At 42.2% G+C, this 13,663-nt stretch carries 9 protein-coding genes; 4 read left to right on the plus strand and 5 right to left on the minus strand.

The features are described from left to right. Positions 1–7: 7 nt before the first annotated feature. The 3 genes from MKX60_RS26995 to MKX60_RS27005 all read right to left on the minus strand — a co-directional run bounded on the left by MKX60_RS26995 (position 8) and on the right by MKX60_RS27005 (position 7,224). Positions 8–922 carry an ArsR/SmtB family transcription factor gene (locus MKX60_RS26995; protein WP_042186033.1) on the minus strand — a complete coding sequence of 305 codons (915 nt, stop codon included), beginning with the start codon at positions 920–922 and terminating at the stop codon, positions 8–10. A gap of 172 nt (positions 923–1,094) precedes the next feature. Beyond that, positions 1,095–5,858, minus strand: a complete 4,764-nt coding sequence (locus MKX60_RS27000; RefSeq protein WP_341061511.1) for a LamG-like jellyroll fold domain-containing protein — start codon at positions 5,856–5,858, stop codon at positions 1,095–1,097. Positions 5,859–6,318: 460 nt separating this feature from the next. Beyond that, complete coding sequence (locus MKX60_RS27005; RefSeq protein ID WP_042186035.1) at positions 6,319–7,224, minus strand: ArsR/SmtB family transcription factor; 906 nt, start codon at positions 7,222–7,224, stop codon at positions 6,319–6,321. Positions 7,225–7,499: 275 nt separating this feature from the next. Here MKX60_RS27005 and MKX60_RS27010 point away from each other — a divergent pair, with 275 nt between their 5' ends. The 4 genes from MKX60_RS27010 (at position 7,500) to MKX60_RS27025 (ending at position 11,734) form a co-directional block, all read left to right on the plus strand. Continuing rightward, positions 7,500–8,744, plus strand: a complete 1,245-nt coding sequence (locus MKX60_RS27010) for an extracellular solute-binding protein (protein ID WP_042186037.1) — start codon at positions 7,500–7,502, stop codon at positions 8,742–8,744. Between the two features lie 79 nt (positions 8,745–8,823). Next, positions 8,824–9,702 (plus strand): carbohydrate ABC transporter permease, encoded by an 879-nt coding sequence (locus tag MKX60_RS27015; RefSeq protein WP_042186039.1) that lies wholly within the window; start codon positions 8,824–8,826, stop codon positions 9,700–9,702. 54 nt (positions 9,703–9,756) lie between these two features. After that, positions 9,757–10,668: a carbohydrate ABC transporter permease gene (locus MKX60_RS27020; RefSeq protein ID WP_042186041.1), complete on the plus strand. Its 912-nt coding sequence runs from the start codon at positions 9,757–9,759 to the stop codon at positions 10,666–10,668. A gap of 103 nt (positions 10,669–10,771) precedes the next feature. Then, the gene (locus tag MKX60_RS27025; protein ID WP_076284288.1) at positions 10,772–11,734 is read left to right on the plus strand and encodes a glycoside hydrolase family 43 protein; all 963 of its coding nucleotides are present in this window, start codon (positions 10,772–10,774) and stop codon (positions 11,732–11,734) included. Positions 11,735–11,829: 95 nt separating this feature from the next. On the opposite strand, the gene MKX60_RS27030 is transcribed toward MKX60_RS27025, so the two are convergent. Together MKX60_RS27030 and MKX60_RS27035 are read right to left on the minus strand one after the other, a co-directional pair. Next, positions 11,830–12,642, minus strand: coding sequence for an ABC transporter permease subunit (locus MKX60_RS27030; RefSeq protein ID WP_341061512.1), 813 nt, complete (start codon positions 12,640–12,642; stop codon positions 11,830–11,832). Next, the gene (locus tag MKX60_RS27035) at positions 12,639–13,526 is read right to left on the minus strand and encodes an ABC transporter ATP-binding protein (protein ID WP_076284286.1); all 888 of its coding nucleotides are present in this window, start codon (positions 13,524–13,526) and stop codon (positions 12,639–12,641) included. Before MKX60_RS27035 ends, MKX60_RS27030 begins: the two co-directional genes overlap by 4 nt. Between the last annotated feature and the right edge of the window lie 137 nt (positions 13,527–13,663).

The following is a 13,663-nucleotide window of genomic DNA, read 5'->3' on the forward strand; positions in this document are numbered from 1 at the left end:
TGCGGCTTTATTCATGGGTATCTGTGTAGAACAGCTCAACGATTAGATCATCATTATAGTTGCCAAAGCCTTTGCCAAAAAGGGTAATGCCGCCAATATGCTCGGCCTCTTCATCGACGGAAAGCTTGAAAGTCCATTGCTTGTTGCGAATGTTCACTTGATCCAGCGTAACGTCGGACAGTTTCAGGCCGTCCATAAACGTGCCTTTAGATGTAATGCGCAGCTGCTTAAGAAGGCCGTATTGATTCGTGAGTGCTGGCCACCAAGCTGGCGTGTATTTACCACGTCTATCTCCGTAGTCACCCGGACTTGTCCAGAATCCAAGCTGTACTCCGTTCAGTGTGAAAGTGATGTCGGAGGGCCAATTATTATTAATGGAAGGCGCTTCGGAGGCAATCTCCATCGTAATGATTAGCTCCTCGGGCTGTTGACTGGAGAGAAGGAAGTTAGGAATTTTATATTCGATATACCCTTTGCCGAACCAGAGAATACCAGCATTCATACGCTCGAGATCCCAGAAATAACGGGGATCATCAAAGCTGCCAATCACTTGCTCTGTAGTGGCAAGACCGCAGGTAGGCTCGATCATGAAGTCGGAATAATGCCCAACAGGAATCTCCTTGCGGTAGCTTTTGCGCTCATTAATTTGTCTGCCTGGAAAGGTGATCTCGGCACTTTCAGCAGCCAGCGTACAGATCTTTTGCAGACCACTTCGTCCAGGTGCCATATGTGTCTGGATAAGTCCTGCAGCTTCTAGCTTACGCACATGCATTGTCATAATGGCGCTGCTCAAATTTACCGCTGCGGCCAATTCCTTGACATTCATTGGGTTCTCGGCAAGCAAGCGCAGCAGGTGCAGACGAACTGAACTGGCTAAAGCTTCGTAGACGGGAAGAGATTCTTCCGACAGGTCAAGTTTCATAGATGGCCTCCAATTTAGTTCAAGACGTATAGTTAATGATTATATTATTTAAATGCTTGTTTTACAATACGAAGGTGAGAAATTTTCTGGACGCTCATTCACTTTGATCGCGTGATTTAAGATAAAAAGAACGGAGCCTGAGGCTCCGCTCTCTTTCCAAATGATGATTCTCTTAATTTACATTTGAGTTATATTCGGTCAGTATTTCGTCTGATTTGAGTGCTCTGCTATAAATCTTCAGTTCATCAATCATTCCCTTATAAGGTACGTCCCAATAGTTTACGCCAAGAGCGAACACACCATTCTTGTTCTTAAACACATTCGGGAAGCCCTCACCGGAGAATTGCTCAACTCCGTCGAGGTATACCTTCACGGTACCGTTGTTGACCGCAAATGCTACATGCGTCCATTTATTCTCTGGAATCTTCATAGCGGAAACAGCATCATACCACGCCTCGCCAGACCATAGCAGTGTTTTACCTCCGCCGTTCTGTGGAACGAAGCTAATCCAGCTGTTTATCGAAGCAGCACCGAAGAAGGTTGTTGTTGCATCAGTAAGCTGCTCAGGGTTTAACCACATAGATACGGTATAGGTATTGCTGTCAATTAATCCATTAGGTAACCGGATCCCGGAAACACCGTCAAATACTGCTGCTTGATTAGTGATACCGTTACCGTAAGTGATGTTACCTACAGTTGGAGCCTCGATTTTTATTCCCGTAACCTGTCCAGTACCGACCAATTGGAGGGAGTCATCAAGGTTTCCATCAAAAGCATAATAGGCTACTTTTCCATCCGTAACGTTTACCTTATAGTCTGCTGAGACACCACTGCCATCAGCCGCAGTGGCTGTAATCACTGCTTCGCCACCTACCGTTAGTGCGGTTACGGTTCCGGTTGTAGCATCAACTGTAACGGCGCTAGGATCACTAGAACTCCAAGTAAGTTTCTTATTTCCGGCATTGGTAGGAAGTACTTTTACTTGAGGGGTAAAGGTATTCCCCACAGCCACATCCATTTCAGCATCACGGATGGTTATCGTACTTACTTTAATATTACTGTCAGGCTCACCGTTTACCAGCAAGTCTACAGCTTCAGCGGAAAGTGCACTTTCGTAGATACGCAGGTTATCAATCAAACCTTTGTATGGGATATCCCAGTAGTTTACACCCAGGGCGAATACTGCATCTGCACTGTTAAATACATCCGTAAATCCTTTTCCAGTGTACTTCAATACTCCGTTCACATACAGCTTCACAGTCCCGGCATCGTAAGTGAAAGCTATATGCGACCATTGGTTAACTGGAATCTGCATGCCTGCTTCTGCATCGTGGAAGGTTTGGCTACCAAACCACATCCGGGTAGTAGCTCCACCGTTTCCATAAGGCAAGAGACTAATCCAATTCGTATCTGTTGTAGCACCAAAGAAGGCTGTAGTGAATTGAGTCAGTTCTTGTGGGTTAAGCCACATGCCTATTGTGTAGGTGTTGCCTTTAATCAAACCATTTGGTAGGCGAATACCGGAGCTACCGTCGAATTTAGCTGCAAGACCAACTTCACCTGTCTCATAGGTGATGTTCCCACCAGTATTGTTAATCCGATTGCCGGTAATTGTACCCTTATCAGTACGATCTCCGTTCTCTGAAAGATCTCCTTCAAAATCATACGCTGCCACCAAACCGTCTTCCAGTATATTTCCAGTCAGTTCCATTACAATGATAGTAAAGGTCTTAGTTGCAGTAGACTCACCCAGCGCAATCGTAGCAGTAAGTACAATCGTTGCGTTTCCGAGTCCTTTTTCAGGACGAACAACTGAACCATCGTTTCCTACTACGGCTTCATTGGAAGACGACCACGTAATGACTGTTCCTCTTACGGCCTCAGTTGGGAGCGTAAGATCTTTGTATACTTTACTTGTGTTGCCCAAGCTTAAACTATCTTTAACATTGGATACAATTTGATCTGTGCTCAGCAGTTCAATTTGGCTGCCCCAGACGGTAACACCCTTATTGGACATGGCTGTGAAAGTCATAACATTGCTCTGACGAGTGGAATCCCATTGTTTTACGAATACACCTTTGTAGAGATTTTGTACAGTAGCTCCGTTTTCTATTTCATTGATGAGCAGGTCGGCGTAACACTCTCCTTTTAGCTCCCAAGACCCGGTTACGGACCCTGTAATGGTTCCATCACTTCGCAGTTCGATAGCTGTTGTGGATTTAATTTTAGCAGAAGTATCTTTCCCGTGATTCACGAACTGGTAAGCTCCAATAACATCTTCCTGCATAACAGCTGCGATAGTTTCACCAGTGTAACGATGAGGAGAAGTGAGCGGCCATCCATCTTCGTTGGTGAACATTTGATGCACACGAAGCTCATGTGTTTCACCACGCTGCGGGAAGCGAGTGTGGAAGAAGTTGAATATTTTACCCGTCTCTTCATCATAATTGACTGAATTATGGCCTGATGCAACATAGCCGTAAGTTTGGAAGTCTGGATCACTATTCACGTTCGTGAACATGAAATTACCAAGAACTTTGTTGCCAATGGCCGAATGGTCATTGCTCGTTGCCAGCACTGCACTTTGTCCGGCAGCATCCACATAAGGACCATCCGGATTCGTTGAACGGAACTGACGCATATTGTAACCACCGTCGGACGCTAGTCCTCCATAAGTTACATATAAGAAGTAGTAATCTGTATTCTTGTCGTAAACGATATACGGACCTTCGCCCGATTTGGTCATACCGCCAGAAATATGGGTACCGAAATACCGGTCGATTAGACGTCCATCAGCAGTCGTTCCATCTTTACCAGGATATTTTGGATCGCCGGTAGCTGGATCGATTTCTAGAATAAATATACCGCCTGACCATGATCCATAAGTCATCCACAGCTTGCCGTCTTTATCGTAGAATAACGTCGGGTCAATTGCGTTTGTATACGTTTTGTTCTTATATGAACCGCCTGCGTCAAACCAATCTGGGTTGGCATCTTCTAGTGTTCCGTTATCAATAAGCTTTTGAATATTTGTGTTTGTCCATTTTTTGTTAATTTTGCTGTTAGTATCGTAATCTTCTTCCTTGGTGAAGCCGGAATAAATTACGGTATTTCCATAGGTATAAGGACCTTCAATATTTTGCGAAGTGGCAAAGCCAATCGCTGAGCGGATGTAAGTGGAAGAAGCACTGTAATACATCATGTAAGCGCCAGTGGTTCCGTCCACATTCTTATAATCCTCATTCCAGAAAACGTCTGGAGCCCATATGGAGAATCCGCCTTTACTGTCAGAATCGTTCTCTCCAGCCCATTTAAAGGATTCTGCCAGATTCGCGGAAAGATCACCAAAGAGTACGTTGCCCGGTGTTGTATAACCATTTGTGAAACGAGTCCAGTTCAGCAGATCATCCGATTTGGCCGCATCGATATGAGACCCGAACACATAATACGTTCCTTTGTCTACAGCCACCGAAGGATCATGTACAGAAACATTGGTGAGTGCTGGTGCCGTTGCTCCCGGACTCGGCGTAGCAGTAGGAGTCACTGTAGCTGTAGGAACCGGAGTAGTAGTAGGTGTAGCAACAGCGCCGCCGTCCGATCCACCAGAACCTGAACTACCAGAACCTGAACTACCAGAACCAGACGTTGCCGTAGCTGTCGGAGTAGGTATTTCAAATTTGATTAGATTACTGTATTTATTGTCAAAGCTAACCTTCCCGGTGCCTTGGATAGTAATCATATCGTTTATGCCAAGGATTAGATTCTTGATTGCTGCACCAGCATCTACACGCAGCTTGGCTAATTGGTTCAATGTAACTTCAGTAATATTGCCTGCAGCTAGATGTAGTGTAGGCACTCCTAACGCTCGTACCTCAGCAGAATCAAAGTTTCCTCTCAGCCTGATGATTGAATCGTTCGGGAGTGTATTCTCTATAACGACCCGGCCGAAGCCTGCTCCCGTCAAAGTGGTATCTTCCTCAAGCATTACACCGGAATGTACACGTACACTTGGTACGGCACTCGTTCCTTTAGTAACGACGCGGAGTTTCCCATTACGCTTATCTACAACCATGTTACCTGCATTAGAGTTACTAAGTACGATACTATTTTCGCCGCCGCCGGATACGAATATTGTTCCTTTAACAGTGACGTTATTCAGCGTGATATCACCTTCTGCAATACCTTCGGTAAGATACAGGTTTCCGGAGATGGTGGAGTTGTTCAACTCAACACCCAGGTTACTAATTACCATATTCTGAGTGGTAATCCCCGTATAACTCCCGCTCTTAGAAGTGATTTCCCCGGCCAACTTCTCAATCATACGCAGTGCTTCCGCTCTTGTTACGGCTTTTGCGCCTTTAAAGCTGCCGTCACTATAACCATTCAAATAACCTTCACCAAATAAAGATAATACAGCTTCTTGGCTCCATGAGGGTAAATCTTCAACATCTTTTGGTGCAGAGGTATTTGCAGAACAATTGAGCTGGAATAGTCTGTGCAGCATAACCGCGGCTTCTTGACGACTTACTACCTGTGTTGGTCGGAAGGTGCCATCGCTATATCCTGATACATATCCTGCAGCCGAAGCTTTCTGGATATCGCTGTAATAAGCACCTGACTCCAGTACATCCGTGAAGGCAATTTCTGATTTTTCCTGCAAATTAAAGACCCGATTGATCAATGTGACCCATTCCGCGCGGGTGATCTCTTGATTAGGTTTGTAAATTCCATTTCCATAGCCTGAAATCAAGCCCTTATCCACCCAGGATTGAAAATCTTTCTGTGCCCAGTGGCCTGAATAATCGACAGCCTGTTGTTGCGTGGATGGTGGGATTGTTTTGGAATCGCTTGCAGAAGCTGCTGAAATGAATGGTGCAGGTACTAGCAGCGTGAGTGCAAGAAGTGAAGCGGTTAGCTTACGAGTTGTTTTCCTCAAATTCATGATCCTCCGATTCTATTGATTAGAGATTGCGGCGGTACGAAAAATGTAAAACGCTTACAATAGAGCTACTGAAAAAACGTTTTTCACAAATCAAAATGGATTTGTTTTATGTTTATACAAACCATATCGTGGAAAACGTTTTATGTTGATCTCATTTTAAGCATGATATTAGCATATAGTCAAATATAAATTTATGAAACGATGAATCTATTTATATTTTTATTAACAAAAGGTAGTTGGGTTTGGATAGCGTATGAAAAGTACTGCAGATTACTACTGGAGTTGTGGAAAGTGAAAGAAGGTGGGAGATGTGGGCGATAAAGAGATGGATAGGGGAAAGTGATAACTGGTTCATATCACAGTACAGATAGGGGGGCTAAGGAAGAATAAATACTAATTAGTTGTTCGCCCCCATGAAAGAACCAACCTTGATACATGTGCGTACTAGAAGATTTTAAAGGTAATACATTTTGAACATGATATCTTGATCATGATTTCCGAATTTTTTTCCGAAAATTGTCGCGCCTCCGACGTGTTTTGCATCTTCCTTCACTTCGATCCGGAAAGTCCATCGGTCACAGGTCGTATCTAAATCCTCAATCGAAACGGAAGACATGGGGTCACCGTCAATGTATGTTCCATTGTGATTAGTAATTCTAATCGTTTTTAGTAATCCATACTGGTTAATATTGTGCGGCCACCACTCAGGTGTGAATTTACCTCTTGCATCAGCAAAATCCCCAGGGCTTGTCCAAGTACCTAATTCCAAGCCGTTCAATGAAAAGGTGATGTCTGAAGGCCATACGTCATTGGCAAATGGAAATTCGGAAGAAAGCTCTAGGCTAATTTCAAATTGCTGCAAGGTTTCATCTTTTTTCAGAAAATTGGCAATGTTGTATTGAACATAACCTTGGGTAAACCATAGAATCTCTGCATCGACTCTTTTAGAATCCATGAAATATTTAGGTTCGTCTACTCTGCCGATAAACTCTTTCTCTGTGGCAAGTCCGCATGTAGGCTTCAGATCATAATCCGTATAATGACCAATCGGCACCGATGTCTCATAGGAGGCAAAGGAATGAAAGATTTTTTTAGGGAAGTTAATCTCAATATGGTCGACTCTAAGAATTGAGATTTTTTGCATTCCGGATTTACCAGGAACTTTTTCTGTTTTTATGATTCCTGCATCTTCTAACTTTTTAATGTGTTTTGTTACGATGGGACTGCTTATTTTAAGTTCTTCTGCCAAATCTTTGATGTTCATCTTATTTTTGGAGAGTAACTGAATGATTTTTATTCGTACTTCACTTGCCAAGGCTTCATAAACAACGAGAGAGGACTTGTCTATTTCCAATTGCATTTTATCCACTTCTTTCAAAGTAATTTCATATACTGTAAAGTTTATTAATCTCTATATAAAGTAACACGAAAGGTAACTGAAGTAAATAATATATCGCTTTCATCTCGTCTTAATGAACTAAAAGGTTAACTAAGTTTTAAAAAAATCTATTAAGTTTATTTAAAAGTTATTGACTACGCTTTCAAAGCGACTGTATACTAAGTTTAAGTTAATCGTTTCCGACAAAGTTAATGTGAATGATTATCTTAACATTACAGCTGCAGGGGGAGAGAGTAATGAAAAAGAAATTTGGAGTAGTATTAGCAACGGTTCTAATGTTAACGACAGTGTTAGCAGGATGTGGTGGTAAAGATGATAGTAAGACGATTACGTTCTGGACACCGCTGACCGGTGATGATGGTGCTTATATGGATCAAATCGTTAAAGAGTACAATGCAACGAATCCAGAGATTAAAGTGAAGCACGTTATTACAGCTGATATGTACACGAAAATTTCTACCGTTTTGGCTTCCAGCAAAGGTGTTCCTGATTTAGCAATTATCCACGCTGACCGTGTTCCTGGGTTTGTTAAGCAAGGTGTCTTAGAACCCATGCAAGATACTGTATTACCGGCACAACCTGAACTAAAAGCTGAAAATTACTTACCACAAGCTTGGAACACTGGTAACATCGACGGAACACAATACACAGTACCTCTTGATATCCACAGTAACGTAATGTATTACAATAAAGATTTGCTCAAGAAATATAATGCTGAATCTTTCTTGGATGATAACGTTGTTACGATTGATGAAATGCTTTCCTTACAAGGTAAATTGGATGAAGGCGACTATGTAGTTAATGATGCCTTGCTCGGATGGGTTATCCTGGCTCAAATTCAAAACTTGGGCGGAGATATTCAGGTGGACGGCAAACCGGCTGTTAACTCCCCAGTATTTAAACAAGCCTTTGAAGATGTTAAGAAAATTGCTGATGCTGGTTTGATGACTCCATTTGGTGAAGACGGTTACTTGATGTTCCAATCCCAAAACGTACTCTTCTCCACAGACGGAACTTGGAGTTCTACCGCACATGCTGGAGTTGAAGGTTTGAACTTTGGTGTGACTAACATTTATTCTCCAACCGCTGATAAATTCACGAATAGATCTTCTTCTCACTTGTTCGCTATGCTTAAGAACGATAAGAGAACAGATGAAAAAGAAGTAGGGATTGCTAACTTCTTAGAATATGTGCGTACAAACTCAATGGAATGGGCAAAAGCTGGTCAAAACGTCGCAAGTAACGTAGTTAACCAAAGTCCGGAATACCAAAACTACATGCAATCCTTCTTTACTTCTAATGAAAAAGAAATTGAATCCCTTTACATTTACACATATGAGTACTACCCATACATTGCAGAAGCAGTAGATACTTATTGCGCAGATATCGTTCGCGGTAACGTTGATCTAGATGAGACCTTGGCAACCATGCAGAAGTTTGTAGAAGATAAGATCGCAGAAAGCAGCAGTGCAGCGAAATAAAGCGAAATAGAATAGATTGTACGAAGTAATGTGCCGTACTGTGGTGCATTACTTTGTGCAAAAGGAGAAATGAAATCCTATGAAAAAGAAAATAAACTGGGCACCTGCCTTCTTTGTAGGTCCGCACGTCATTTTGTTTGCTGTCTTCATTTTATTGCCAACGATTTATGGGATTTATGCTTCATTTACAAAGTGGAATTTAATGAGTGACCCGGTATGGGTAGGCTTTGATAACTATAAGGCCATTCTATTTGATGGCAAATCAACGTTTCATACTCAATTTTTCAGAGGTCTAAAAAATACTTTGATCTTTGTGGGTCTCTCTGTTCCATTATTAATAGTTATCCCATTAATGGTTGCTGTTGCACTAGAACATAAAAAAGTTAAAATGAAGAGCTTAATTCAATCTATTCTCTATATTCCGGGCTTGATTTCGATTTCTGCGGCTGCACTAATCTGGCTTTTGATCTTTAATAAGCAATTAGGGATTACTGGTAATCTATTCGGATCACAAATTGCTTGGCCTGCAAATCAGCCGTATGCGTGGATTATCATCATTGTAATCACACTATGGGGCGGTATTGGGGGCAACATGATTATTTATCGTGCTTCATTAAGTGGCGTTGCGCAAGAATTATATGAATCAGCCGAGCTCGATGGTGCGGGTTCAATTAAAAGATTCACAAGTATCACCTTGCCATCTATTCGTTTTCCATTAATCTATACCTTTGTTATGACAACTGCCGGAGCCTTCAATGTATTCGGCCAACCGTTAATGATGACTGATGGCGGGCCTCGACAAAGTACACACGTACTCATGATGTATATTCGTCAATTAGCTTTCGGAAACGGTGAATCCATTGCAGGGATGGCATCGGCGATGGCAGTGTTATTGGGATTAGTAATCTTGGTGATCTCAGCGCTGCAATATTATGTAATGAACCGAAATGCTACATAAGGTTCTAGAGAACTAATTGATTAACAAGGAAATGGAAAAGGTAGGTGTACTATAATGTCAAATCAGGCGGTAAATGGCCTAGATAATCGTCCAGTTGTAAATAGAACAGGCAAAGTAAAAGGATCATCCAATGTTAGCATTTCAAAATATGTATCATATGCTTTTTTGCTTATCCTTTGTGTGATTTGGATTATTCCAGTAATATTCGGGATTTCCACGTCTTTTAGATCACAAACGGAAGTGGTTTCTTCAGGCTTTAGACTATTTCCTGAAACATGGGTCTTTGAGAACTATGTTACGATTCTGAACAATACTTCTACAGCCCCAATTCTACGTTGGCTAGGCAATTCATTGTTTATCGCTACAACCCACACAATCCTGGTGGTTATTGTGATTTCGATTACAGGCTTTGGTTATACCCGTATTAACTTTAAAGGAAGAGACACACTGTTCTTTACTTTGCTAGGGATCTCCTTTTTCCCGGGTGTAGTTAACTTAATTCCTTCTTATAAAATTATCGATTCCTTGGGCTGGGTAAACACTTCTTGGGCAATGATCATTCCCGGTCTTGCGGGTATGGGGAATATCTTCTTGGTCAGACAGTTTATGAACGGTATCCCAAAAGAATTAGATGAGTCTGCAAAAGTTGATGGTGCTAGTGACTTTAGAATTTTCGCGCAAATTATATTGCCGTTAGTTAAGCCGATTCTGATTGTTTGCGGATTGTTCTCCTTTACGGGATCTTGGAATGACTTCCTCTGGCCGGTTATCGTGTACACAGATGTAGACAAAATGCCAGTCACAGCTGGGTTGCTCTTGCTACAAGATATCTACGGAAACTATCGTATGATCGGGCAATTAATGGGGTCGGCAATCTTGGCGATCGTTCCAACCCTACTGTTATTTATATTTGCTCAAAAATACTTCGTTCAATCTATTAACTTGAATTCAGGTATTAAAGGGTAGATCAAATGAACATAGCTTAAATACACCTTGCCTTCTTATAAGGAAGGGTGTGTTTTGGTGACCCATAAAATTAAAAATAAAGAGAGATATAGGAGTTGTCATCATGAGAGAATTCAATGCGAAAAATCCGCTTATTGAGCAAAGGGCAGATCCATGGATCTATAGACATACTGATGGTTATTATTATTTCATAGCTTCGGTTCCGGAGTTTGATAGAATCGAGCTTCGTCGTTCTGAATCCATTCAGGGATTAGCTGAGGCTGAGGGTAAGACCATTTGGGTTAAGCATGAAACAGGCTTAATGAGTGCCAATATTTGGGCGCCTGAGATTCATTATATTGATGGAAAATGGTACGTGTATTTTGCAGCTGCACATACCTCCGATACGAAAGATGGCTTATTTGATCATCGTATGTTTGCCATAGAAAACTCATCCGTAAATCCATTAGAAGGTGAGTGGGTGGAAAAGGGTCAAATCAAAACGAAATGGGAATCCTTTGCCCTGGATGCAACCACTTTTGAACACAGAGGGGTTAGATACTACGTATGGGCACAAAAGGATCCCGATATCCCTGGTAATTCTAATATGTATATCTCTGAAATGGAAAACCCTTGGACGTTAAAAGGAGAGCAGGTGTGCATCACCACGCCTGAATATGATTGGGAAAAAATCGGCTTCCTGGTGAATGAAGGTGCGGCAGTTCTTAAGCGAAATGGACGTATTTTCATGACTTTCTCGGCAAGTGCAACAGATCATAACTACTGTATGGGGTTGTTAACCGCTGATGAGGATAGTGATTTAATGGATCCGAAATCATGGGTCAAAACACCAGAACCTGTGTTTACAACTTCTGAAGAAAACGGTCAATATGGACCGGGACATAATAGCTTTACAGTCTCAGAAGATGGCAAACAGGATATCCTAGTGTTCCATGCTAGAAGCTATAAGGAAATTGTGGGAGACCCATTATATGATCCTAATCGGCACGCGCGTGTGCAAGTGATCCAGTGGAATGAGGATGGAACGCCAAACTTTGGTGTCCCTAGACCGGATACGAAATCTTAAAATAATGCTTCTCTAGTGTGAAGAAGCTTATTATATTCTTCTATATGAAAGAGGGACGCTCCAGTGGCCACATGCTATTGGAGCGTCCCTTAATCTTATAATGGAAGATCCCGTCGTCTGAACAGTTCGATCCCTATGGCAAAAGCGAGAATACCGATCAACAGTAACCAACTAGAAACCTGAATAATCTCCACGTTTCCTTGAACGATTTTACCAGGCTGATAGAAGGAGAACAAGGTCATGTAACGTAATCCCTCCAGTTTATCGCTTATTTTGCCTAGCAGATCCAGAGTGAAGAATCCGAAGGTGATAGCGCCGGAAATTCCAAGCGCTTTTTTCTCATCATTACAAACCGAGGATACGAGAAAAGCAAGTCCCCCCACGGCAAAAAACAATAAAAACGCTACGCTATTCAGCTGAGTGAATCGGCCGCTATTAAATTCATATTCACTGCCGAGGAACCATGCTTTACCTAATAATCCGGCGAGTGTGGTTACACCCATAATCAGGAGCAACGCTGTTGTGAGTACAAGCGCCTGCGTGGTAGCTACTTTTCTCCGCGTAGTTGGTGCTATCAGAAGATAAGCCATTGAGCCACGATCCACAAGTCGAGCCATGAGCTGCGTCGACATTTGTACACACACAATGGATAGAATCAGTACCAGAATAAGTCCATAATATTCTCCTGAGATAAAAGCCTCAGCACTGGTAAATCCGCTGTTTAATCCAAAGGCTTTACCTACACCTTCCGGCATAGCTTTAATGAGGTCATCAATGGCTTTTGTGCTTCCGGCGATCCCTGGATATAGCCAGATCATAAACAGAATATAGAAGGCAGAACCGAAGGCGTAATTCATAATGCCTTTGAGGTTCACCCTCATCATTTCTTTATAGAGTGGAAGATTCATTGCACGGCCCCCTCACGGTCATAATAGTCCATGAAAATGTCCTCTAGATTCTGCGTGAACACATCCATACTGCGGATATTATATTTCCCGGTCTCCTGAATGAATCGATCGTAATTACCCTGAACGGCAATGCGGACCATATTCCCTTCACGAGCTTCCACTTGCAGGCCGGAGGCGGCGAATTGTTCTGCATCTTCGCGACTCGCGAAAACAACCTCAAACAGCTTCCGCTGCATCGATTGTAATTCGTGGATATTTTTTACAGTGACTATACGTCCGTCTTTAATGATTGCAGCTCGATCACAGGTGCGCTCAATTTCTTGAAAGCTGTGAGAGGACATTAGAAATGTGGTTCCGGCTGCTTTTTCCTCCAATACGAGATCTATAAATACCTTTTGCATAAGCGGGTCGAGTCCCGAGGTGGGTTCATCCAGAATAATAACTTCAGGATTGTGCATGAAAGCTGCGACAATACCGACTTTTTGTTTCATTCCCTTTGACATTTTGCGGATCGGAGTTGCGGCATCAAATTGCAGTCGTTCAATGAGGCGGTCACGTTTAGTAGTGTTCTTAATCCCTTGCATGCCAGACATGAATTTAAGGAAAGAAATGCCTGTCATCCCGTCAAAAAAGTTGATTTCACCGGGTAGATAGCCAATATGCTTTTGGACTGTGCCTTGTGCTTTCCATACATCAAGTCCATGGATGCTCGCATTACCTTGATCCGGCATCATAAATCCCATGATATGTCTTATGGTCGTAGATTTACCCGCGCCATTAGGCCCCAGAAACCCAAATACCTCACCTTTATTAACGGTAAACGTAACATCTTCGATTCCTTTGCCATTCGAAAAACGTTTGGTTAAGCCTTCAACTACAAGCATGCCGCCACCCCCGCTGCAAAATAATGAACTATTACTAATTGGATATTTCATATGTTATATTATTCCTAGTGAATAGTGAAGTCAATGGAATTATGAAATAATTGATAATAAATATTTCATTAAATTTAAATAAGCGC

Source organism: Paenibacillus sp. FSL R5-0914, from assembly GCF_038004525.1.
Taxonomy (GTDB): Bacteria; Bacillota; Bacilli; order Paenibacillales; family Paenibacillaceae; genus Paenibacillus_AQ.